The 23,122-nt window shown below is 71.3% G+C and carries 22 protein-coding genes; 11 read left to right on the top strand and 11 right to left on the bottom strand.

Annotated features, from left to right (window positions below):
- Window positions 1–128 precede the first annotated feature (128 nt).
- Window positions 129–701 (top strand): TetR/AcrR family transcriptional regulator, encoded by a 573-nt coding sequence (locus KNO15_RS11265; protein WP_241703815.1) that lies wholly within the window; start codon window positions 129–131, stop codon window positions 699–701.
- Complete coding sequence (locus KNO15_RS11260; protein WP_241703814.1) at window positions 698–1,600, top strand: DMT family transporter; 903 nt, start codon at window positions 698–700, stop codon at window positions 1,598–1,600. Before KNO15_RS11265 ends, KNO15_RS11260 begins: the two co-directional genes overlap by 4 nt.
- On the opposite strand, the gene KNO15_RS11255 is transcribed toward KNO15_RS11260, so the two are convergent.
- The 5 genes from KNO15_RS11255 to KNO15_RS11235 form a co-directional block, all read right to left on the bottom strand.
- A complete protein-coding gene (locus KNO15_RS11255; protein ID WP_241703813.1) occupies window positions 1,590–2,201 on the bottom strand; it encodes a uracil-DNA glycosylase in 612 nt (203 codons plus the stop codon). The two genes, KNO15_RS11260 and KNO15_RS11255, sit on opposite strands and share 11 nt — an antisense overlap.
- A 54-nt stretch (window positions 2,202–2,255) precedes the next feature.
- Entirely contained in the window at window positions 2,256–2,912 is a 657-nt protein-coding gene (locus KNO15_RS11250) for a TIGR00645 family protein (protein ID WP_241703812.1), read from the bottom strand.
- Window positions 2,913–2,982: 70 nt separating this feature from the next.
- The gene (locus KNO15_RS11245) at window positions 2,983–4,131 is read right to left on the bottom strand and encodes an alcohol dehydrogenase catalytic domain-containing protein (RefSeq protein WP_241703811.1); all 1,149 of its coding nucleotides are present in this window, start codon (window positions 4,129–4,131) and stop codon (window positions 2,983–2,985) included.
- A gap of 11 nt (window positions 4,132–4,142) precedes the next feature.
- Window positions 4,143–5,171, bottom strand: coding sequence for an HAD family hydrolase (locus KNO15_RS11240; RefSeq protein WP_241703810.1), 1,029 nt, complete (start codon window positions 5,169–5,171; stop codon window positions 4,143–4,145).
- A gap of 107 nt (window positions 5,172–5,278) precedes the next feature.
- The gene (locus tag KNO15_RS11235; RefSeq protein ID WP_241703809.1) at window positions 5,279–6,436 is read right to left on the bottom strand and encodes a TIGR03364 family FAD-dependent oxidoreductase; all 1,158 of its coding nucleotides are present in this window, start codon (window positions 6,434–6,436) and stop codon (window positions 5,279–5,281) included.
- 192 nt (window positions 6,437–6,628) lie between these two features.
- Here KNO15_RS11235 and kynA point away from each other — a divergent pair, with 192 nt between their 5' ends.
- From kynA to purQ, 6 genes are all read left to right on the top strand, one after another.
- The gene (gene kynA / locus KNO15_RS11230) at window positions 6,629–7,489 is read left to right on the top strand and encodes a tryptophan 2,3-dioxygenase (RefSeq protein WP_241703808.1); all 861 of its coding nucleotides are present in this window, start codon (window positions 6,629–6,631) and stop codon (window positions 7,487–7,489) included.
- Window positions 7,490–7,536: 47 nt separating this feature from the next.
- Window positions 7,537–8,811, top strand: a complete 1,275-nt coding sequence (locus tag KNO15_RS11225; RefSeq protein ID WP_241703807.1) for a hypothetical protein — start codon at window positions 7,537–7,539, stop codon at window positions 8,809–8,811.
- The gene (locus KNO15_RS11220) at window positions 8,808–10,127 is read left to right on the top strand and encodes a kynureninase (RefSeq protein ID WP_241703806.1); all 1,320 of its coding nucleotides are present in this window, start codon (window positions 8,808–8,810) and stop codon (window positions 10,125–10,127) included. Before KNO15_RS11225 ends, KNO15_RS11220 begins: the two co-directional genes overlap by 4 nt.
- Window positions 10,124–11,011, top strand: a complete 888-nt coding sequence (locus KNO15_RS11215; RefSeq protein WP_241703805.1) for a PaaX family transcriptional regulator — start codon at window positions 10,124–10,126, stop codon at window positions 11,009–11,011. The genes KNO15_RS11220 and KNO15_RS11215 overlap by 4 nt, the downstream gene beginning before the upstream one ends.
- A 64-nt stretch (window positions 11,012–11,075) precedes the next feature.
- On the top strand, window positions 11,076–11,333 hold the full coding sequence (purS, locus tag KNO15_RS11210; protein WP_241703804.1) for a phosphoribosylformylglycinamidine synthase subunit PurS: 258 nt from the start codon (window positions 11,076–11,078) through the stop codon (window positions 11,331–11,333).
- A complete protein-coding gene (purQ, locus tag KNO15_RS11205) occupies window positions 11,333–12,031 on the top strand; it encodes a phosphoribosylformylglycinamidine synthase subunit PurQ (RefSeq protein WP_241703803.1) in 699 nt (232 codons plus the stop codon). The genes purS and purQ overlap by 1 nt, the downstream gene beginning before the upstream one ends.
- An 82-nt stretch (window positions 12,032–12,113) precedes the next feature.
- On the opposite strand, the gene KNO15_RS11200 is transcribed toward purQ, so the two are convergent.
- Window positions 12,114–12,905, bottom strand: a complete 792-nt coding sequence (locus tag KNO15_RS11200; RefSeq protein ID WP_241703802.1) for a helix-turn-helix transcriptional regulator — start codon at window positions 12,903–12,905, stop codon at window positions 12,114–12,116.
- 76 nt (window positions 12,906–12,981) lie between these two features.
- Between KNO15_RS11200 and ilvD the strand changes: the two genes are divergently transcribed.
- Both ilvD and KNO15_RS11190 read left to right on the top strand, forming a co-directional pair.
- The gene (gene ilvD, locus KNO15_RS11195; protein ID WP_241703801.1) at window positions 12,982–14,847 is read left to right on the top strand and encodes a dihydroxy-acid dehydratase; all 1,866 of its coding nucleotides are present in this window, start codon (window positions 12,982–12,984) and stop codon (window positions 14,845–14,847) included.
- 117 nt (window positions 14,848–14,964) lie between these two features.
- Window positions 14,965–15,384, top strand: a complete 420-nt coding sequence (locus tag KNO15_RS11190; RefSeq protein ID WP_241703800.1) for a hypothetical protein — start codon at window positions 14,965–14,967, stop codon at window positions 15,382–15,384.
- 7 nt (window positions 15,385–15,391) lie between these two features.
- On the opposite strand, the gene KNO15_RS11185 is transcribed toward KNO15_RS11190, so the two are convergent.
- Entirely contained in the window at window positions 15,392–16,060 is a 669-nt protein-coding gene (locus KNO15_RS11185; protein WP_241703799.1) for a cyclase family protein, read from the bottom strand.
- A 3-nt stretch (window positions 16,061–16,063) separates the two neighbouring features.
- A complete protein-coding gene (locus tag KNO15_RS11180; protein WP_241703798.1) occupies window positions 16,064–16,441 on the bottom strand; it encodes a TfoX/Sxy family protein in 378 nt (125 codons plus the stop codon).
- Window positions 16,442–16,602: 161 nt separating this feature from the next.
- On the opposite strand from KNO15_RS11180, the gene purL reads away from it, so the two are divergent.
- A complete protein-coding gene (gene purL, locus KNO15_RS11175) occupies window positions 16,603–18,921 on the top strand; it encodes a phosphoribosylformylglycinamidine synthase subunit PurL (protein WP_208039065.1) in 2,319 nt (772 codons plus the stop codon).
- A gap of 76 nt (window positions 18,922–18,997) precedes the next feature.
- On the opposite strand, the gene KNO15_RS11170 is transcribed toward purL, so the two are convergent.
- Genes KNO15_RS11170 through KNO15_RS11160 form a run of 3 tightly spaced genes read right to left on the bottom strand, consistent with a single transcriptional unit; the run spans window position 18,998 to window position 22,897 of the window.
- Complete coding sequence (locus tag KNO15_RS11170) at window positions 18,998–19,753, bottom strand: hypothetical protein (RefSeq protein WP_241703797.1); 756 nt, start codon at window positions 19,751–19,753, stop codon at window positions 18,998–19,000.
- A 54-nt stretch (window positions 19,754–19,807) separates the two neighbouring features.
- Complete coding sequence (locus tag KNO15_RS11165; protein ID WP_241703796.1) at window positions 19,808–20,716, bottom strand: DMT family transporter; 909 nt, start codon at window positions 20,714–20,716, stop codon at window positions 19,808–19,810.
- 57 nt (window positions 20,717–20,773) lie between these two features.
- Entirely contained in the window at window positions 20,774–22,897 is a 2,124-nt protein-coding gene (locus KNO15_RS11160; protein ID WP_241703795.1) for a transglycosylase domain-containing protein, read from the bottom strand.
- Between the last annotated feature and the right edge of the window lie 225 nt (window positions 22,898–23,122).

Genomic DNA, 23,122 nt, shown 5'->3' with positions numbered 1-23,122 from the left:
CGACGCCGCCAGCGGGTCCAGCTGCGCAGGCCTACGCGGCGTCGGCGGCCTCCTGAGCTGCGGAATGGGATGACATCCCACTCCCTACTAGGTAGACTGACCTACCTAGTAGGGAGCAGACGGTCATCATGAGCACACGCCGCGGCGGCGCCAGGCAGCGCATCCTGGACGCGGCAGCGCGCCGCTTCTACGCCGACGGCGTCGCGGCGACCGGGATCGATGTGATCACGGCCGAGGCGGGCGTGGCGAAGATGAGCCTGTACAACAACTTCGCCTCGAAGTCGGCTCTCGTGGAGGCCTACCTCGACGCCCGCCACGGGGAGTGGCTGGGACTGTACCGTGCCCGAGCGGAGGCGGCGACGACGCCGGCGGAACGGCTGCTCGCGGTGTTCGACGCCTACATCGACCATGCCGACGCCGCCTACGAGCACGGCTTTCGCGGATGCGGTCTCCTCAACGCGGCTGCGGAGCTGCCCCGGGACGCTCCCGGGCGACAGGCCGTGCGCCGGCACAAGGAAGAGGTCGAACGCCTCCTCTGCGACGAACTCTCCCTGCTCACCGACGCGACGCGCGCCGGCGAGCTCGCGGAGCACCTCTCCTTCCTGCTCGAAGGCTCGATGGCCCGAGCCGGTCTCGAGGGCGACGCCGGCCGCCTGATCGGAGCCAGGCGCATCGCCGCAGAGCTGATCTCCGACCTGTGAAGCGGTCGTGGACGGGAACCGGTGCCGTCCTCCTCGCCGGCGTCCTCTGGGGCACCACGGGGACGGCGGCGAGCTTCGCTCCGGCCGTTCCGCCGATCGCGATCGGCGCCTTCGCGATGGGGGTCGGCGGCATCCTGCAGGGACTCATCGCCGTGCCCGCGCTGTGGGCCTCGCGCCGCCGGCTTCGGCCCGTTCGGGGACTCGTCGCGCTCGGGGCCGTCTCGGTCGCGGTCTATCCACTGGCGTTCTATGCGTCCATGCGCCTCGCGGGCGTCGCCGTCGGCACGGTGATCACGATCGCCTCCGCGCCCATCTTCTCGGCCGTGCTGGAACGCCTCCTCGACAAAGCGCCCCTTTCGGGCCGCTGGTACGGCTCGGCCGCGCTGGCGATCATCGGGAGCGCGGCGCTCTGCTTCTCCCGTCTGCAAGCGAACGACTCCGGCGCAGCGGCAACACTGAGCGGCGTCGGTCTCGGGCTCGTCGCGGGTGCGACCTACGCCCTCTATACCTGGGCCGTGCAGCGCCTGATGCGCCGGGGAGTCGAGCGGCCTGCCGCGATGGGTGCCGTGTTCGGGCTGGGAGGCCTGGCCCTGATCCCCGTCCTCGTCGCCACCGGAGAACCGATCCTGGACAGTCCGGCCACCGTGTCGGTGGCGATCTACATGGCTCTCGTCCCGATGTTCCTGGGCTACGTGCTCTTCGGCATCGGGCTTGCGCGCGTCCGCGCCAGCTCGGCCACGATCCTCACCCTGTGCGAACCGGCCGTGGCCGCCATCCTCGCCGTCGCGGTCGTCGGCGAACGGCTGTCACCGCTGGGCTGGTCCGGCCTCGCGCTCATCGGCGCCGGCCTGGTCGTGCTCACCGTGAGGCTCCCGGGCGTGCGCACCGTCAGAGCGTGAGTGCCCTGTTCAGTTCGATCAACTGCTCGGCGAACTGCGTCGCACCGCCCTGAGCGGGGTGGCGGATCGCGGGCGCCTCCAGGCCGGCCGTCGCGATCGCGCCCTGGGCCTTGCGGCCGACGGCCACCACGGTCTCGATATCCAGCGCGCGGATCAGCTCGAGTGCGACCGGCGCGCCCGCCCGCACCTCGGCAGGCCGCGGCGTGCGATTGCTGTGCGGATCGCCTGCCACGAACGGGTGCAGCGGATACACCGGCCACGACAGCGGGATCGGGCCGCGCCAGTCGCGGAGCGTCGCCCACACCACCCTGCTGGAGGCCTCCCACGGAGCCTGCGGATCCTCCGGAAGCTCCAGCCCCGGCACCACGCCCGCCTCAGCCTCCCGCACGGACACGAACGGCACCCCGGTCACGGTCATCCCGCGCCAGCCCGGGGCCTCGCCGAGCAGCAGCACGGAGGCGTGCGGCATCGCGAAGTAGCGCCGGAGATTGCGTTCCCGGCGCCGCCCCTCGACGTCAACGCCGTACAGCGCCTCCGCATCGGACGGCTCGGGGAGCGCACGCAACAGCTCGAAGAAGCGGGCGAGCGGGTCGGCGGACACGCCTCCAGCCTGGCACGACGCGGCCGCGCACGTCAGCGGTTCGACCGCACGGGGTCAGTGCGCCGCCGCGGCCTCGCGCGGTTTCGACATGCGATCGATCGCGGCCAGCGCCACGGCCGAGACGATGAACACCAGGTGGATCATGACCTGCCAGAACACGCCGACAGACGTGTACCGCTCCCCGTCGATCGACCCGCCGTTCGCGGCGCCGAGATCGCCGACGGCGATGAACGTCTTGAGCAGGTGGATGGACGAGATGCCGATGATCGCCATGGCCAGCTTGACCTTCAGGACGTTGGCGTTGACGTGCGACAACCACTCGGGCTGATCGGGATGCCCGTTCACGTTCACGCGCGAGACGAACGTCTCGTAGCCCCCGATGATCACCATGATCAGGAGGTTGGCGATCATCACCACGTCGATCAGCCCGAGAACGGCGAGCATCACGTAGGCCTCGTCGACGTGGGTCGGGTCGGAGACGACCTTCTCGGTGAGGTGCCACAGCTCCACCACGAACACGTAGACGTAGACCGCCTGAGCGACGATCAGCCCCAGATACAGCGGCGCCTGCAGCCAGCGGCTGGAGAAGATCAGCGCGCTGATGACGCGGCTCGGCCTCCCGGGCGACGGGACGGTGGCGGGCGCGAGGTGCGGCTGGCTGCCGGTGGGGCTCTGGGCGGTGGCGCTCTGGGCGGTGGGGGTCTCGATCACGGGGTCCTCACGGTCATGCGGATCCCAGGATACGAACTCGAAGATGTGAGAACGCTCAGGAAAACGGCTCCTACGGCCGCACCGCCACCCGGGGGAACCCGCTGCTCGCCAGCGCCGCATCCACTTCGGCGAGAGGGAACACGGCCCCGACCTGCTGTGCGAACGGGTACTTCGTGCCCGCGTCCGACAGGAACCGCACCGCTTCCTCCAGGTGTCGCGGCGCGTAATTGTGGACGCCGCGGATGGTCAGCAGGTGCCGCACGAGGATCTCGGGGACGACCGGCAGGTCGGATCCGGGCGACACCGACCCGGCGAGGACCAGCACGCCGCCGACATCGACGACGGAGAGCAGCGAGCGGACGGCGGAGTCCGCGCCGGAGAGCTCGAGGGCGATGGACGGCGCGGAAGCTCGCCCTCCGACCTTGGCGAGCGCGTGCGGAAGCCCGGAGCGCGAGCCCGGTGCAGCGGCAGGGTCGGCGACCGCGACGGCGCCGAACAGCAGCGCGGCGTCGCGGCGCTCCGGAACCGGGTCGCTCACGACCACCTTCGCGCCGGCCTCCGTCGCCATCGCCGCGGCCGTCAGCCCGAGCATCCCGGCGCCCGCGATGACCACAAGAGCGCCGTCGAGCGGGACGATCGCCGCGGCCGCCTCGAGCGCTGCCGCGACCGTCGCGGTGGGGCAGGACGCGGGCGCGAGGACTTCGGCAGGGAGGTGCTCCGGCACCGCCACCAGCGGAGTGCCGCCGAGGATGTGCGTGTGCGTCGCGAAGCCTCCCGACAGCTCCCAGCCGCGTCGCATGCGCTCGTGCCCGTACTTCTGGAGGCTCGCGCACTGCTGCGGCACACCGCGGCGGCAGCGCGCGCAACGGCCGCAGGGCACGGCCGCCGACCAGACCACGCGCTCGCCGAGCACCACCCGCTTGCCGTCGGTCGTCTTCGCCCCACCGCGCCCGAGCGCGATCACGCGCCCGACCTGCTCGTGGCCCAGCACCAGCGGCGTCGACGCCGGCCGGTGACCGAGCACCGTCTCGACATCGGACCCGCAGACGGTCGCGAGCTCCACCTCCACGAGCGTGTCGCCCGGTCCGAGCCGCACCCCGGGAACCGCGACCGCCTCGTGCGCGTGCCCCTCGCCCGGCCACACCATCGCCGTGGCCGACGGGTACACACTCACCCCCATCCCCAGGCTCGCCGGCGGCTCGACGACGCGTGGGGTCACTGCCTTGATCGTCACCGGAGGGTCTGCCCCTCCGACCGATGACGCTCCGACCGCTGCCCTGCAGGCGCGGCGTGCACGTCGTCCGCGACGTATACGACGTGCGTCTCGTCCACACCGTCGAGGTCGTCGAGGTCGTCGACGTCCTCCGGGTCGTGCAGGCCGTCGACGGGGCCGACGACATCGGACCCGTCCTCGGCGAACGCAGCGAACTCGTCGAAGTCGTCGAAGTCGTCGTCGAGCCTGTCGACGCTCTCCAGGTCGTCCAGTCCCAGCAGCTCGGCGAGGTCGGAGACGCTTGCGACGACGGCGTCGGCGCCGGCACCGGTCAGCGAGCGCTCGTCGCCCGAGCCGGTCAGCACGCCCACCACGAGCCCGGCGCCGGCGGCGAGACCGCTGGCGATGTCCGCCGGGGTGTCGCCCACGACCACCATCCCCTCGACGCTGGAGGCGCCCGCGCGCAGCAGAGCCGTCAGCGGGAGGTCCGGGTAGGGTCCCCCGCGGCCCGCTTCTGCGGGGGTGAGGGTGAAGTCGGCGAGGTCGCGCCAGCCGACGGCGTCGAGGACGGCGTCGGCGGTGACCCGCGAGAGCCCCGTGGTCAGCACGACGGCGACACCGATCGCGCGCAGGCGACGGATCAGCTCCTCCGCACCGGGAACGGCCCGGACGCCACCGTCGGCGGCGAACTCGGCGTACGACGACTCGAAGACGGCGTTGGCGTGCTGGGCCTGGTCCTCGTCGCCGCTGAGGGCACGGAAGACCGCGATCGTCGACCGACCGGTCGTCGCGCGGACGAACGTGAGCGCGCGAGCGAACTCGGCGTCGGAGTCGGCGATGCCCGCGGCGTCGGCGGCACGCTCGAACGCCCGCTCGATCAGGCGGTCGTCGACGACGGTGGTGCCCGTCAGGTCGAGCACCACGACCTCCAGGTCGGCGAGGTCGTCGGGATCGTCGCCGGCGGCGGCGCCGGCGTCGACGCCGGCATCGGCGTCGATGATCGCGGCGTCGTCGAACTCACTCGTGATGAGTCCTTCAGGGGACATGGCAGAGGCCTTTCTGTGCGGTCTTCCTGGTCGGCGGATACGGCGGGGCGGGGAGGTCGGCTGCGGAGAGGGTCGGAGGATAAGGAGGTCGGCGAGGCGGATCGACGTCAGTGGGACCGGGCGGCGCCTGCCGTGGTCAGCACGCCGGGAGCGGACGAGAAGAGCTCGTCGACGACCCGGTCGGCCAGCCCCAGCCCTGTCGTCATGCCCATGCCTCCGGTGACGGAGACGACGCGCACCGACGGGGCGGGCGACGACACGAGGAAGTCGTCGGGCGCCGAGGCGTCGACGCCCTGCCAGCGTTCGAGGACCCGCACGCGTGCGGAGCCGAAGAGCGCCCGCGTGCGTTCGAGCAGCAGGTCGAAGACGGCCTCCGACTGGAACGGCGACACGTCGTCGCCGCGGGAGCGGGTGTCGCCGACGATCAGGGCGCCGTCGGGCCGCTGCGCGTACATCTGGTTCGCGTCGAGCGCCGCCAGCACCGGGTCGTCCGCAACCAGCCGCTCGCGCAGCAGGTCGGCGCTGGGGGTGCGCGCGAATCCGGAGAAGCGCAGGAGCGACCACCCGGTGAGGACGGGCGCGGCGAGCGGTTCCTCCAGCTCGGCCTCCACGAGCATCATGTCGAGGCCGCAACGCTGGATGCTGTCGGCCTCGGCGATGCCGGGGAACAGCTGGTCGACATCGTGGTCGACCGCGACCACCACCGCGTCGGCGGAGACGCGCCCGCGCGAGGTGTGCACTCGTCCGGTCTCGACCCCGGTGACCGTGGTCTGCCAGAAGAAGTCGACGCCGTGAGCGTCGAGCCAGCGGGCGATCGCGGGAGCGGCCTCGCGGGGATCCACCTGGAGGTCGGCGGGGAGGAACGCGCCTCCGATCGCTAGGCCATCGCCCACGGGGATCCGCTCTCGCACCTGGGCCGGTGCGATCAGCCGCACATCGTGCCCGCCGCGCCGATCGCGGAACTCCTCGAGCACGGCCAGCTCCTCGGGCGACTGGGCGACCACGACCGTGCCGGATTCGCGCAGCCAGAACCCCGCTTCGACCGACAGGGTCAGCCAGAGTTCGCGCGCCAGCTCGGCGTAGGCGCGGGCTTCGCCCTCCAGACCGGTGACGCCGATGTGCCCGAAGTTGCGCACGGACGCGCCGTTCACGCTCGACGCCCGGTCGACGACGGCGACGGTGAGCCCGCGGCGCAGGGCCGCGACGGCATGGCCGAGCCCGACGATGCCACCGCCGACGATCGCGAGGTCGTAGTGCCTGCCCATGCCCGTCTCCCGTCCGCGTCCCGACGCAGCGCCTCCACGCTAGGAGGCAGCGACGACGGAGGCGGCAACTCCGGGTAACCGGCGGGTGAACGGAGGCGAACGCGCCGGTGCCGCCGGAGCCTCCCGGCACCTCTCGCCCCCGATTCCGGGATGGCTGTTGCACTTTCGTGACGATCGACGCAGAATCGCAACATGGCAGCGAACGAGAACACCAGAGAGTTCGACCCGGACATCGTCACGGACTTCCGCGAGCGCATGTCGTACGGCTCGTATCTGGATCTCGCCACCCTGCTGAGCGCGCAGAAGCCCGTGAGTGTGCCGGAGCATCACGACGAGCTGCTGTTCATCATCCAGCACCAGACGACGGAGCTCTGGCTGAAGCTGGTGCTCCACGAGCTGGAGGACGCGCGCGACCTGCTGCGCGCCGACCAGCTCCCGCAGGCACTGAAGCGGATCGCGCGGGTCAAGCACATCCAGAAGACCCTCACCGAGCAGTGGTCGGTGCTCGCCACCCTGACGCCGACCGAGTACGCGCAGTTCCGCGGCTTCCTCGGCAACTCGTCCGGCTTCCAGTCGTATCAGTACCGCGCCGTGGAGTTCGTGCTCGGCAACAAGAACCGGCGCATGCTGACCGTGTTCCGAGACGATCCCGGCGCGCTGGCGCTGTTGACCGAGCTGCTGGAGGCTCCCAGCGTCTACGACGAGTTCCTGCGCTACCTGGCACGCGCCGGCCACGCGGTGCCGCGCGCGGTGCTCGACCGCGACGTGACACAGGCCCACGTCTTCGCCCCGGAGCTGGTCCCGGTCTTCCGCGACATCTACGAGCACGCGGCGGAGCACTGGAGCGAGTACGAAGCCTGCGAGGAGCTGGTCGACCTGGAGGACAACTTCCAGCTCTGGCGATTCCGCCACCTCAAGACCGTGCAGCGCACGATCGGCATGAAGGTCGGCACCGGCGGCTCGAGCGGCGTGACCTTTCTGCAGAAGGCCCTCGACCTCACCTTCTTCCCCGAGCTCTTCGCAGTGCGCACCGAGATCGGAGCCCCGGAGTGAGTGACGGAGACGCGTCGGCACCCCGTCGGCGTCCGGATCCCCGTGGCGTGATCCTCCGCGTCGACGCGCTCTGGACCGGCGACCGCTTCACCGGCCCGACCCTCATCGCTCTCGACGGCGAGCGCCTAGTCGTGACGAGCGGGGAGGATGCGGCGAGCGCAGCCCACGCGGCGAGCACAGCCCACGCGGCTAGCACAGCCCACGCGGCGAGCACAGCCCACGTGGCGAGCACGGCCCACGCGGCAAGCGCAGACCCCGGAGCGTCCGCACCACCCGTCGCGGACATCCTCTCCCTCGGCGGCACCCTCTTCCCGTCGCTCACGGACCATCACACGCACCTGAGCCTGAGCGACCCGACCGCCCTCTTCCGCGGCGGCATCACGGACGCGGTCGACCTCGGCTGGGTCCCCTCCGTCGCCGCCACGTGGCTGGTCGACGTGCGAGACCGCCCGGCGATCGCCATCGCCGGCGCGCTCCTCACGGCTCCCGGTGGCTACCCCGTCTCGGCGGGGTGGGCTCCTCCCGGCGCCGCGAGGGAGATCGGCGGCCCGCGGGAGGCCGGGGAGGCGGTGCGGCAACAGGTCATGATGGGAGCCTCCCGCATCAAGGTCGCCCTCAACAGCGACGCCGGCGAAACCGTGGACAACGCGACCCTGAGCGCGATCGTGGAGGAATCGCACGCAGTCGGACTCCCGGTGGTCGCCCATGTGCAGGGCGCCGGCCAGACTGCCCGCGCGGTGCACGCGGGCGTCGACCAGCTCGCCCACGCCCCCTTCACCGAGCGCCTCGACGACGCCCTCGTCGCCGAGGCCGCCGGCGCCGGGATGACGTGGATCAGCACCCTCGACATCCACGGCTGGGGCGCCCCGACGGCGGGGTTCCGCATCGCCATCGACAATCTGCGTCGCTTCGCCGAGCACGGTGGTCGCGTGCTCTACGGCACCGACCTCGGCAACGGCGACCTCACCGTCGGTGTGAACGCCCGCGAACTCACGGCGATCCGCCAGGCCGGTCTCGACGGCCCCGACCTCGTCCGCACGATCGCGGGCGCCTCGACCCCCGCGCACATCGGCCCCCGGGTCGCGTGGATCCCCTCCCCGCCTCCCGCCGACTCCGCGCACCTCCCCGCCTGGCTCGCCACCGCGCGCGGCCTCCACGCCGCCGACCTCGCCACCATCGACTCCGCGACCATCGCCCTCGCCGCCGAAGCCACCACCGCCGCTGCTGCCGCCACCGCCGCTGCTGCCGCTGCCAAGACCGACCTCGCCACCCCCGCCCCCACCCCCATCGCCTCCGCGCCCGTCCGACAGGAGCACCCATGACCGACACCCCCACCGACGACCCCTTCGCCGACGACGAGGCCCTCGACGGCGACCCCCTGGCGGCGGCACGCGCCCTCGACGCGGCCGATCCGCTCGCCCACTACCGCGACCGGTTCCTCGGCGTCACGCCGAGGTCGCCCGAGAGCGGCGCCCCCGACCTCGCCATCCCCGAGTCCGTCGTCGCCTACTTCGACGGCAACTCCCTCGGCCGTCCGACCGTCGCGAGCGCCGAGCGCCTCCAGCGGTTCGTGGTCGAGGGCTGGGGTGGCCGGCTGATCCGCGGCTGGGACGAGGAGTGGATGGAGCTGCCCTTCCGCATCGGCGACGAGCTCGGCTCTGCCGCACTCGGCGCCGCGGGCGGTCAGGTCTTCATCGGCGATTCGACGACCGTCCTGCTCTACAAGCTGGCGCGGGCGGCCGTCGACTCGCTTCCCGAGCGCAGCGAGATCGTGCTCGACACCGACAACTTCCCGACCGATCGCTACGTGCTCGACGGCATCGCGCGCGAGCGCGGCCTCGACCTGGTCTGGATCGAGGCCGACACCGAGGCGGGCGTCACCCCGGAGCAGGTGTCCGCGGCAGTCGGGCCGCGCACCGCGCTGGTCGTGCTGAGCCACGTCGCCTACCGTTCCGGCTTCCTCGCCGATGCCCGGGCGATCACCCGCATCGTCCACGACGCCGGGGCGCTCGTGCTGTGGGACCTCTGCCACTCGGCCGGGTCCGTTCCCGTCGAGCTCGACGACTGGGAGGTCGACCTCGCCGTCGGCTGCACCTACAAGTACCTGAACGGCGGCCCGGGCTCCCCCGCCTTCGGCTATGTGAGCGAGCGCCTGCAGCGCGAACTGGTCCAGCCCATCCAGGGCTGGATGGGCGTGCGCGACGTCTTCCTGATGGGGCCGGAGTACCAGCCGGCCGACGGGCTGCGCCGCTTCTTGTCCGGAACCCCGCCGATCGTCGGGATGCTCGCCCTCCAGGACACGCTCGCGATGCTCCGCGAGTGCGGCATCCAGGCGGTGCGAGACAAGTCGATGGCCCTCACCGGTTTCGCCCTGCAGCTGGCCGAGACCTGGCTGACTCCGCTCGGCGTCGCCCTCGCCAGCCCCCGCGAACCGGAGCGTCGCGGCGGCCATCTCACGCTGAACCATCCGGCGATGCGCGAGGTCACCGTGCGGCTCTGGGAGCGCGACGTCATCCCCGACTACCGCGATCCGGGCGGTCTGCGGATCGGGCTCTCGCCGTTGAGCACGAGCTTCGAGGAGGTCGCGGTCGGCCTGGCCGCTGTGCGGGATGTGCTCGGGGAGCTGATCGACGAGTGACAGCGGGCCGCGAAGACCTGGAGGCGCGCAGCGGCTCGGCGACGGCGCTGCTGCGCACGCTCGTCGGCAGCACCCTGCGCCCGATCGGCGGGTGGATGAGCGCGGCCGGCGCGGTGGAGCTGATGGGCGCCCTCGGTGTCCCGGCCGCCACCGCCCGCTCCAGCCTGGCGCGCCTGTGCACGCGCGGCGTTCTCGTACGGGAGCCGCGCGGTGGAGCCGCCGGCTACGCCCTCGATCCGGAGGCCGTTCCGATGCTGGAGCGCGGGGATGCGCGGATCTTCGGCGAGCGCGGCGCGACCGCCCGGTGGTGCCTGGTCTCCTTCTCGTTCCCCGAGCATCAGCGGTCCCTGCGCCACCAGCTGCGCCGGCGACTCGCCGCTCTGGGCTGCGGCACCGTCGCCGACGGGCTGTGGATCGGCCCCGACCGTCTCGAACCCGAGCTCGCAGAGGTCGCCGCCGAGTTCGGCGCAGACCTCTTCACGGGCGCACGGCCCGCCGGCGGCCTCCCTGCCGACCTCGCGTCGGGCGTCGCGCGCTGGTACGACCTGGCCGCCCTCCGCGCGCTGCACGAGTCGTTCCTCGCGCGGGTCGGCGACGCGCTCGCGCCCACCGGCGACGCCGAGGCGTTCGCGCTGTGGATCCGCGTGCTCGACGAGTGGCGGGTGATCCCCTACCGTGACCCCGGCCTGCCGGCCGCGGCGCTGCCGGCCGACTGGCCGGGGAGCGCCTCTGCCGCGCTCTTCGCGCGCCTGCACCGCGACCTCGGCCCGCGCGCCGTCGCCTTCGCCTCCCGCGTCGCGACCGGATCGGCAGCCGACGACAGCGCGGCCCGGTCGCTCCCGCGGTCGGCCGCGCTCCCGGCCGCACTCCCGCCGTCGTCCTGAGCCGTTCGCGGGGACGGTAGAATCGTTGCTGGCCCCGGATGCGCGAGTGGAGCGGAGATCACCCTTGTCGACGATCGTTGTTGAAGTCATGCCCAAGGCAGAGCTGCTCGACCCCCAGGGCAAGGCGGTCGCCGGAGCCCTGGCCCGCATCGGCAAGGGCGGGTTCTCGGCCGTGCGTGTCGGCAAGCGCTTCGAGCTGACCGTCGACGGCCCGATCGACGACGCCACCAGGGCCGCCGTCGCCGAGATCGCCGGCGAGATCCTCTCCAACTCGGTCATCGAAGACGTGGTGGGCATCCACTACCCGGAAGACGACGCCTGATGCGCATCGGCGTCATCACCTTCCCCGGCTCGCTCGACGACAGGGATGCGCTGCGCGCGGTCCGCATCGCCGGCGCCGAACCCGTGGCCCTGTGGCACGGCGACCACGACCTCCAGGGCGTCGACGCCCTCGTGCTGCCCGGCGGCTTCAGCTACGGCGACTACCTGCGCTGCGGCGCCATCGCGAGCCTGTCGCCGATCATGACCGAGGTCGTAGACGCAGCCGGGCGCGGCATGCCCGTCCTCGGCATCTGCAACGGCTTCCAGATGCTGGCGGAGGCGCACCTCGTCGCCGGCGGCCTCATCCGCAACGACCACGGCAACTTCATCCGCCGCGACCAGCATCTCGTGGTCGAGAACACGGCCACCCCGTGGACCAGCGGCTTCGAGCAGGGCCAGGAGATCGTCATTCCGCTCAAGAACGGCGAGGGCGGCTTCATCGCCTCGGCCGAGGAGCTGAAGCGTCTCGAGGGCGAAGGCCTCGTGGTGTTCCGCTACACCGGCGTCAACCCCAACGGGTCGCTCGACGACATCGCCGGAGTGCGCAACGAACGCGGCAACGTCGTCGGCCTGATGCCGCACCCCGAGCACGCGGTGGAGCCGGGATTCGGCCCCGACACCGCGTCCGCGATGCGCTCCGGGACGGACGGCCTCACGTTCTTCACGTCCGTCATCCGCTCGGCCCTCGTCGAGGCGTAGCCCGCCCGACCATCCGTTCCTCACTTTCTCCCGCAACACGCCGGCCGCGGGCGAGAGAAAGTGAGGAAGCGATGGCTGCCGGCTAGGGGAGGCGCGTGTAGACGACCACGCGCAGGTCCGGATGATCGGTGGGCGCGAGCTGATGGTGCTCCAGGCGCACCTCGCCGTCGCGGGGGTGGCGGAAGCGACGCTCCCGCGAGGCGAAGCCCAGGATGTCGTAGCGATCCCACGCCTCCCTGAACTCCGGGCTCGACGAGCGCAGCCGCTCGACGAGCGCACGCACGGCGGGGTCGCCCGCACGCGTGCCGGTCTCTGCACGGAACTCCGCGAGGAAGCGCGCGCTGGTCTCCTCCCAGTCGGGCAGCAGCTCACGCACGGCCGGGTCGGTGTAGACGAGCCAGAGCAGGTTGCGGTCCTCGCGCGGCACGCGCGCCACGTTCGGGTACAGCCGGGTGTAGGCGGCGTTCCATCCGGCGATGCCCCAGTCGGGAGTCAGTGCGAACGCCGGGTTGTCGCCGAGCGCGTCGAGGAGGCGCTGCAGGTGCGGCGGGGCGTCCTCCACCGGTCTGGTGCCGACGGGCGCCGGGAGGCCGAAGCCTGCCAGCGAGAGCAGGTACTCGTGCTCGGACGCCGACAGTCTCAGCGTGCGCGCGACCGCGTCGAGCACCGACCGCGACGGGTTGATCGGACGCCCCTGCTCCAGCCAGGTGTACCAGGTGACGCTGACACCCGAGAGGTACGCGACCTCCTCGCGGCGCAGCCCGCGGTCACGGGAGCGGCCGACCGGCGGGAGGCCGTAGTCGGCACGTGCCGCCTGCTCGCGGCGGGTTCGGAGGAATCGGCCCAGCTCCGCCCGCGCTCCTTCGGCATCCATCTGTCGATACTAGTGCTCCCACTACTAGTAGCAGCACCGTCTTCCGGCGCGGGCCGGCGACCCGCAGCATGAGAGCATGCCCGCTCTCCGCTCCCGCACTGTCACCCACGGCCGCAACATGGCCGGCGCCCGCGCCCTCCTGCGCGCCGCCGGCGTCGCCCGGGAAGACTTCGGCAAGCCGATCGTCGCCGTGGCGAACAGCTTCACCGAGTTCGTCCCGGGGCACACGCATCTGCAGCCGGTCGGCCGGGTGGTCTCGCAGGCCGTCCAGGCCGCCGGCGGCATCCCGCGCGAGTTCAACACGATCGCGGTCGACGACGGCATCGCGATGGGCCACGGCGGCATGCTCTACTCGCTGCCGTCGCGCGAGCTGATCGCCGACTCGGTCGAGTACATGGTCAACGCGCACTGCGCCGACGCGCTGGTCTGCGTGTCCAACTGCGACAAGATCACGCCGGGCATGCTGCTCGCCGCCCTGCGCCTGAACATCCCGACGGTCTTCGTCTCGGGCGGCCCGATGGAGGGCGGCCGGACCGTGCTCGTCGACGGGACCGTGCGCAAGCTCGACCTGATCTCGGCGATCGCCGACTCGGCGAACGATGCCGTGTCGGAGACCGACCTGCTCCGCATCGAGGAGAACGCCTGTCCGACCTGCGGGTCGTGCTCCGGGATGTTCACCGCCAACTCGATGAACTTCCTCACCGAGGCGCTCGGCCTGGCCCTCCCCGGCAACGGCTCCACGCTCGCCACCCACACCGCCCGCAAGGAGCTGTACGAGAAGGCCGGGGCGACGGCCGTCGCGCTCGCGCACCGGTACTACGACCAGGACGACGAGTCGGTGCTCCCGCGCTCCATCGCGACCAGCGCCGCCTTCGGCAACGCCATGGCGCTCGACATCGCCATGGGCGGCTCGACCAACACGATCCTCCACCTGCTCGCGGCGGCCCGCGAGGGCGGTGTCGACTACGACCTGAGCGACATCGACGAGCTGTCCCGCCGGGTGCCCTGCCTGTCGAAGGTCGCCCCGAACGGCGCAGCCCTGGTGGAGGACGTGCACCGCGCCGGCGGAGTCCCCGCGCTCCTCGGCGAGCTCGACCGCGCCGGCCTGCTCGACCGCGGGGTCAACACCGTGCACGCACCCTCTCTCGAGCGATGGCTCGCCGACTGGGACATCCGCGGCGGATCCGCCACGGCGGAGGCGATCGAGCTGTTCCACGCCGCGCCGGGCGGGGTCCGTTCGTCGTCCGCCTTCTCGCAGTCGGAGCGGTGGCACGAGCTCGACCTGGATGCCGAGTCCGGCGTGATCCGCGACGTCGCCCACGCGTACTCGAAAGACGGCGGCCTCGCGATCCTGCGCGGCAACCTCGCGCCCGACGGCGCAGTGGTCAAGACGGCGGGCGTGGACGAGAGCATCCTCACCTTCTCCGGCCCTGCCGTCGTCGTGGACTCGCAGGAGGCCGCGGTCGAGGCGATCCTCGGCAAGCGCGTGAAGGAGGGCGACGTGGTCGTCATCCGCTACGAGGGCCCGCGCGGCGGTCCCGGCATGCAGGAGATGCTGTACCCGACGTCGTTCCTCAAGGGCCGCGGGCTCGGTGCGAAGTGCGCACTGATCACCGACGGCCGGTTCTCCGGCGGCACCTCCGGTCTCTCCATCGGCCATGTCTCGCCGGAGGCTGCGGCAGGAGGACTGATCGCCCTGGTCGAGGACGGCGACACGATCAGCATCGACGTGCACACCCGCGCCCTCCGCCTGGACGTTCCGGACGCGGTGCTCGACGCCCGCCGGGAGGCTCTGGAGGCCGGCCGCGGCTACCGTCCGCTCGACCGCGACCGCCCGGTGTCGGCGGCGCTGCGCGCCTACGCCGCCATGGCGCTCTCCGCCGACCAGGGCGCCGCCCGCGACGTCGACCAGCTCAGCCGCACTGCGCTCCCCATCGCCTGACCCCGCCGGGCAGCCGGGCGAGCACAGACTGGCGTGTCGAGCGTGGGGCGCTCAGACTGGTGGTGTGGATCAGGCTTTTTCGGTCGGAGCGCCCGGTCGGGCGGGGAGGAGCTGACGATGTCCCACATCACCCGCGCTGACCGTGAGGGCGCGCAGCGCTACACACAACTCGTCGCCGGCACCCCCCTCGACGATCGCGGCGAGGTCGAGCTGGAGGCGTTCACCCGGCTTTCGACGCGCGAGCTCGACGCGCTCGTCGCCGACCTGCTGGCCGGCGAGCGGGAGGAGCCGGACGCCGGCAGGGGGTCGGGGACGCTCGGCCGCTTCCTGCGCGGTGAGCTCGGCTTCGCCGCGGCACTGCTCGGCACCTTCGCCCTCATCGCCGTCCTGGTGGTCGGGGCGGCGGCGCTCTCGAACGGCGGCGCCGCCACGACGAGCCCTCCGGGCCAGACCGTCGGCTCGACCACGACCGGCCACTCGGCCTCGACCTCCGTCCGTCCCGGCGCGATCACGGACGGCTTCGGCACCGACTGGTGACCGGAGGTCACCCCTCCACCCGATAGGCCACGGCGCGCACCGGGGCACCGTCTGCGCCCTGCAAGGGGATCGGGAAGAGCGACACGACGGGGTCGTCGAAGGTCACATCCTCCAGCCGGGTCAGGTTCTCGCAGATCACTCCGCCCGCCGCGGCGATCAGCCGGTGGCACGGATAGCCGTCGCCGCCGCTCGCTGTCGCCGGGGTCTCGTCGATGCTCGGCGCGTCGATCCCGAATGTCCGGATCCCGCGGTCGAGCGCCCAGGCGCACGCCTCCGGGTCGAGGAAGGGATGGTCGTGGTACGCCGCCGTCCCGTACCGGCTGCTCCACCCCGTGCGGAACAGCAGGACGACGCCCGCACGCAGGCGACCCGCCAGCGGATCGAGGTGACGCCGCCCGATCCTCCCGCGCGGCCCGGGATCGCCCGCATCGACGATCACCGCCGGCCCGGCGAAGAGCGCGAGAGGAAGTTCGTCGACACGGGCTCCCCCCTGCGAGAAATGGAACGGCGCATCGACGTGCGTACCCGACTGCGAACCCAGGTGCACCGCCAGGAGGTTGTAGCCGTCGACCTCGATCGTCGCGTGCGGTTCGAGCCGTACCTCCGGGTCGCCGGGATAGACGTCCGTGTCGGCGCCCAGCGGACGCGACAGGTCGACGAACGGGCCGAAGCGCATCGGCTAGCCCTTGGCCGCGCGGGGGGCGCGCGGCTTCTTCGCCTTCGGCGGCATCGACCCGACCTGCTCGAGCGCGATGCCGATCCATTCGCGCAGTCGGTCCGGTTCGTCGCGCCAGCCGTCGGGGAGGGCGACGTATCCGCCCATGGGTCGCTCCGCCGGGCCGTAGGGACCCGTGCCGTCGATCGCGAGCAGTTCCTCGCGCACCGCCTCGTCCGGCAACCTGACCCCGACACTGTCGCCGAAGAGTCCGGCGAACATGTTGCCGTTCACGAACGCGCCGAGATTGGCGAACATCGGCTTGACCTCGACGCCCGGCGCGTCGGGCACCACCGAACGGAACAGCTCCATCGTCTCCTGCGACGGTCGTGGGATCTGCACGGTCGGCCTCCAGCGTCGGTCGGGACGGTGCACGGCGGCACCCGCCCACATCCTGCCACCGGGAACGGCGCCGGTACGAGCACCCCCCCGGCCCGACCCCCGGCTCAGCGCCGGTAGACTTGGCTCATCCCCGCCACCGCCCAGCAGCCTGGAGTGCCCGCGTGACCGACACCTCTATCCAGCACGTCGTCGACACCGTCGCGAACGCCGCCGCGACGCCGGAGAAGGAGCAGCCCTATGCGGCGCTCGGCCTCAAGAGCGACGAGTACGCGCGCATCCGCGAGATCCTGGGCCGCCGCCCCACCTCGGGCGAGCTGGCGATGTACTCCGTCATGTGGTCGGAGCACTGCTCGTACAAGTCGTCGAAGATCTACCTCCGCCAGTTCGGCCAGAAGGTGTCTCCGGCGATGAAGAAGAACCTCATGGTCGGCATGGGCGAGAACGCCGGCGTCGTCGATGTCGGCGAAGGCTGGGCCGTCACCTTCAAGGTGGAGTCGCACAACCACCCGTCGTACATCGAGCCGTTCCAGGGCGCGGCGACCGGCGTCGGCGGCATCGTCCGCGACATCATCTCCATGGGCGCCCGCCCGGTCGCGGTCATGGACCAGCTGCGCTTCGGTGCGATCGACCAGGCCGACACCGCCCGTGTGGTGCACGGCGTCGTCTCCGGCATCTCCTTCTACGGCAACTGCCTCGGCCTGCCGAACATCGGGGGCGAGACCTACTTCGACCCGATCTACCAGGGCAACCCGCTGGTCAACGCCCTCTCGGTCGGCGTGCTGCGCCACGAAGACCTGCACCTCGCCAACGCGTCGGGCATCGGCAACAAGGTCGTGCTGTTCGGCGCGCGCACCGGCGGCGACGGCATCGGCGGTGCGAGCATCCTGGCCTCCGACACCTTCTCGGCGGGAGGCCCGACCAAGCGCCCCGCCGTGCAGGTCGGCGACCCGTTCGCCGAGAAGGTGCTCATCGAGTGCTGTCTCGAGCTCTACCGCGACAAGCTCGTGGAGGGCATCCAAGACCTGGGAGCCGCCGGCATCTCCTGCGCCACCTCCGAGCTCGCCTCGAACGGCGACGGCGGCATGTTCATCGAGCTCGACAGCGTTCTGCTGCGCGACCCCACGCTCACGGCGGAGGAGATCCTCATGTCCGAGAGCCAGGAGCGCATGATGGCCGTCGTCAAGCCCGAGCTGCTCGACGCCTTCCTCGCGGTCACCGCCAAGTGGGACGTCGAGACCAGCGTGCTGGGCGAGGTCACCGACACCGGACGCCTCGTCATCAACTGGCAGGGCGAGGAGATCGTCAACGTCGACCCGCGCACGGTCGCGGTGGACGGCCCGGTGTACGAGCGTCCCGTGGCCTACCCCGCCTGGATCGACGCGCTGCAGGCCGACTCCGCGTCCGTGCTCGCACGCCCGACCTCCGGCGACGAACTGCGGGAGCAGACCCTCGCGCTCCTCGGCAGCGCCAACCTCGCCGACAAGAGCTGGATCACCGACCAGTACGACTACTTCGTCGGCGGCAACACGGCGCTCTCGTTCCCCGACGACTCCGGCATGATCCGCGTCGACGAGGAGAGCGGGCTCGGCTTCGCCATCGCGACGGACGCCAACGGCCGGTACTGCCAGCTCGACCCGAAGCAGGGCGCCAAACTCGCCCTCGCGGAGGCCTACCGCAACGTGGCGGCCTCCGGCGCCGTGCCCGTCGCCGTCACCGACTGCCTCAACTTCGGCAGCCCGGAGAACCCCGAGGTCATGTGGCAGTTCTCGCAGGCGGTCGAGGGGCTCTCCGACGCCTGCCTCGAACTCGAGGTCCCCGTCACCGGCGGCAACGTCTCGTTCTACAACCAGACCGGTGACACCCCGATCTTCCCGACGCCCGTGGTCGGCGTGCTCGGCGTCATCGACGATGTCGCCCGTCGCATCCCGGCCGGCTGGCAGGACGAGGGCGAGAACATCTATCTGCTCGGCATCACCCGCGAGGAGCTCGACGGCTCGGCGTGGGCCGGAACCGTCCACGGCCACCTCGGCGGCCGGCCGCCCGCGGTCGACCTGGCCGCAGAGCGGACGCTCGCCGAGACGCTGCACGCCGCATCGCAGGAGGGCCTGATCTCGTCGGCCCACGACCTCGCCGACGGCGGGCTCGCCCAGGCGCTGGCCGAGAGCGTGATGCGCTTCGGCGTCGGCGCCAGGGTCTGGCTGGGCGAGCTGCAGGAGCGCGACGGCGTCGACGCTGCGACGGCTCTGTTCAGCGAGTCGACCGCGCGCGTGATCGTGTCGGTCCCGCGGGAGGACGATGTGAAGTTCCGCGGCCTGTGCGAGGGCCGTGGCGTCCCGCTGCTGCGCATCGGCGTGACCGACGCGGAAGTCGGGACCCAGCCGGTCCTCGAGGTGCAGGACCTGTTCACGATCGGCGTGGAGGAGCTCCGCGGCGTCCACCGCTCGACGCTTCCCGAGCACTTCGGCCCCACGGTCGCGTAAGCAACAACTCGAAGGGCACGTACTCGCCCCTAAAACTCGGTTTTAGGGGCGCTTACGTGCCCTTCGGCGTTCGGGGTTACTTCTTGGCGGCGGCGAGGGCCGCGTTCACGACCTGCGTCGCCGTGGCCGGCGACGGCGCCGCGGTCGACAGCTTCGACGACGACTCCGTGACCATGATGTAGAGGTTGCCGTCGAGCGCCTGCAGGATGTCTGCGGAGCCGACCTCCTGGGCGGCGCCGTCCAGCGTCACACCCTCGTGGATCCCCTGCGTCAGCTCCGCGTTCGTCTTCGCGTCCGTCTTGGTCATCGCGAGCTTGACGGTGAAACCTGACGCGCTGAGCGTCATCTCGCCGCACTGCGCCAGCACGTCGTCGGACTTCGTGGTCATGCTCGCCCGCACGTCCTGCGGCCACCCCTTCGCGCCCGGAGCCGACACCACCAGTACATTGCTGCCGTAGGTGAGCATCGCGGTCACGTTGTCTGCGGCCTGCGGCGCCTTGGCCAGGTTGTCCTGGAGCAGCTGCTGGCATTGGGCGGGCTGCACGGTCACCGAGCTGCCGAGCTGCTGGGTCAGCGCGTTCGCGCCGCCCAGCTTGTCCACCTCGTTCTTCGCGGCGGCGTTGTCGATGACGGTGCCGCCGAGGCCGAGCGAGGAGTTCACCTTCGTCACGATCGACGCGAGGTCGGCTGCGCTGTAGGTGGCCTTCGCTGCAGCAGGCTTGGCCGTCGACGTGCCGCCGGATCCGCCTCCCGACTGGCCCGCGGAGCACCCCGCGAGCAGGCCGATCACACTGAGCGCCACTGCGGCGCGCACGACAGAGCTGTGCTTCATCGAGCATCCCCCTAGAAAGAAACCGGGCGCTCGTCCGGCGCCACCAGGATGATGCTAGCTGCTGCCGACGAGTTCAGTGCGCCGGCGGGTGAGAATCCGCACGCGCTGTTGCGTGAGCAGGATCCCCGCCAGCACGATCGCGGCGCCGACGGGCTCGTTCCAGCTCAGATGCTCGCCGAGCACGAGGATGCCGAGCGCGACGCCGACCACCGGGGTCACGTAGGTCACACCGGACGTCGCCGTCGGCCCCCAGGCCCGCAGCACGTTCATGTTCCAGATGTAGGCGACCCCCGTGCCGAGGGCCCCCAGGGCGAGCAGGCTGAGCAGCACGGGCCAGCTGAACTCGATCGGCGACAGCGCGACCACGGGGGTGAGCACGAGCATGATCACGGCGGCCATCCCGATGTTGAGGAACGCTGTAGTGGTCGCCGGGATGTCCCGATGGCTGATGAAGCGTCGGATGTAGCCGAAGCTGAAGCCGTAGCAGGTGACCGCGCCCAGGCAGGCCAGCTGGCCCCAGACGCTGCCGGACAGTACCGCGATCGACCACGGCCCGACGACCACGACGACGCCGACGACCCCCACCAGTACACCCAGCACCTGGTCGCGGTTGAGCTTCTCCACACGGAACGCGGCGGTCGCGAGGATCGCCGTGGTGATCGGGGTGACGGCGTTGTAGATGCTCGCGAGACTCGACGACACGTACTGCTCCGCCCAGGCGAAGAGCAGGAACGGGAGCACGCAGTAGGTGATCGCGACGACGACGAAATGGAGGTACACGATCGGCTGCCGCGGCAGCCGGCTGCGGGTCGCGAGCACGATGATCCCGAGCGTCACCGCGCCGAACACCAGCCGCGCCCACGCGACCTGCCCGAACGAGACGCCCTCGAGCGCGACCTTCATGAACAGGAAGCTGGCGCCCCAGACCAACCCCATGGCGACGAACTGCAGTGCGACCTTCACCTGTCGAGGCTACTGCCCGCCACCGACGGCGGACTCGCGGAAATCAGACAGGGCGCTTCAGCCCCGCACGGGACGGGAGACGGCGTCGGGAAGCGCGCCTCCAGGGAACCTCCCGTTCGCCGCGGTCATGTACTCCTTCCACACCCGGTGGCGGAGGATGTCGGCCTGGATGCCGCCCACCTGCGTCCGCCGCAGCGAGACGTCTCCGGTCACGTTGCCCACCCAGACGGCGGTGGCGAGCCGGGTGGTCGCGCCGATGAACCAGGTGTCCTTCTCGGAGTCCGTGGTGCCGGTCTTGCCGAAGACGGGAACACCGTCGCGCGGGTTCGACGCCGAACCCGTCCCACCCTGCATCACGGCCTCCAGCGCCGACGCCATGGTCGCGGCCACCTCGGGTGCGACCGCCTCGGAGCACGCACTCTTCGGCACGGGGACCTCCGTGCCGTCCGGAGCGACGATCCGGTCGATCGCGATCGGCGAGCAGTACACGCCCTGGTTGGCGACGGCCGCGAACGCGGAGGCCATCCGAACGGGCGACACCTCGTTGGTCCCGAGCACGTCGGAGACGTACGAGGACAGCTGCTTGCCGTCCGCGCGCTTCAGGCCGAAGGCCTCCGCCGTCTTGCGGATCTCGCACTGGTCCAGCTTCTGCGCCATCGAGAAGTACGCGCCGTTCACCGAACCGGCCGTGGCCGTGCGCACCGACATGCTGCCGGGGCGCTGCGCCCCGTCGTTCTTCGGGGAGTACGTTCCGGTGCCCGACCCCTGGCAGCTGTCCGCGAAAGCGGAGAGGTTGAGCGCGCGCGCGTTTCCGTCCACCGTGTCGCTGAGCGAGCGGCCGTCCTTGAGCCATTCGGCGAGGGTGAAGATCTTGTAGGTCGAGCCGGCCTGGAAGCCGATCGAACCGCCGTAGGCCTCGTCGGCTCCGTAATTGACGGCCGTGTTGCCCGCGGACGCCGCGTCGGGGTCGGCGTTGAAGTCCTTGTTCTGGGCCATCGCGAGGATGCGTCCCGTGCCCGGCTCGACGGTGACCAGCGAGGAGCCGAGGTCGAGCACCTCGGTGCTGCGCGGGACGTACGCGTCGACCGCGCTCACGGCCGACGCCTGGAGGTCGAGGTCGAGGGTGGTGAAGATGTCGTATCCGCCACGCGTGAACGTGCTGTATTTCGCGTCCGACGGGTCGGCGAGGACCTTCTCGTTCTCGATGACACGCTGCACGTAGTCGCAGAAGAATCCGGCGCCGAGCGGGTTAGCGGCGTGACAGCCCGTCGACGGCGGCGTGATCTTCGGCTCGATCGGGGTCGCGACCGCCTCGTCGTATTGCGCCTGCGTGATCGCGCGCTGCTTGAGCATCGCCGGGAGCACATCGTGGTCGCGGCGGAACTTGTTGTCGCCGATGTTGTCCGGATCGTCAATGCGGAGCCCGTTCGGCTCGTTCACCGTGGCGACGAGCGAGGCGGCCTGCGCGAGGCTGAGTTCGGAGGCGTTCACGCCGTAGTAGTACTCGGCGGCGGCCTGGATGCCGTACACGGTTCCGCCGAAGTGGGCGATGTTGAGGTAGCCGAGGAGGATCTGGCTCTTCGTCAGCGTCTTCTCGAGCCCGATCGCCAGGCGCATCTCGCGGAGCTTCCTGTCCATGCTCGTCTTCACGGCCTCCTGGTAGGCCGCCTCGCGCTCCTCTTTGTCGCGGAGGGCCTCCGCACGCTGCATGAGGATGTTCTTGACGTACTGCATCGAGATGGTCGACGCGCCCGAGCCGACCTCGCCCGACGCGGCGTTGCCGATCGCTGCGCGCAGCGCGGAGGTGATGTCCACGCCGCCGTGCGTGAAGAACCGCGGGTCCTCCGTGGAGACGACCGCGTCTTTGACGAAGAGGGAGACGGCGTCCCACGGCACGCTCTTGCGATTCTGCTCGTAGACCGAGGCCAACAGGACGGGCTCGCCCGCGGCATTCCTGGCGTAGATGTCGGTCGTCTGCGCGAGAGCGTCGGGGGCCAGCGCTTCCGGCATCGTCTCGAAGACCTGGATGCCGCTCTCGGCAGCGACGCCCGCTACAGCGATGACCGGGGTCACCATGGCGGCGATGAGCACGCCGGCGGTCACGCTCAGCCCCAGAAAACCTGCCAGAGCACCGGCACGGGGGAAACGTCGGTCGATCGGGGTGTCATCAGACTCGGCCATCGGGCTCGCCTCTCTCTCGCGTCGGCGGCGGACATCCGTGGTCCGGGACGCGTCGGTGTCGTTGATGCTCGAAACCCGCCAGGGCGGTTCCGAAGCGCGGGGCGCGACGACGACGGAGGGCCTGCGGCGCACCCCCTCGCCATGCGGTTCGGGTAAGTCTGCCGGATCGATCTGTGAGGACGCCGACACCTGACGTGTACAACACTACCACAGCATTTCAGATTC

It is taken from the genome of Leifsonia shinshuensis, assembly GCF_022606355.1.
Classification (GTDB): domain Bacteria; phylum Actinomycetota; class Actinomycetes; order Actinomycetales; family Microbacteriaceae; genus Leifsonia; species Leifsonia shinshuensis_B.
This window is presented reverse-complemented; position numbering and strand designations above follow the sequence as displayed.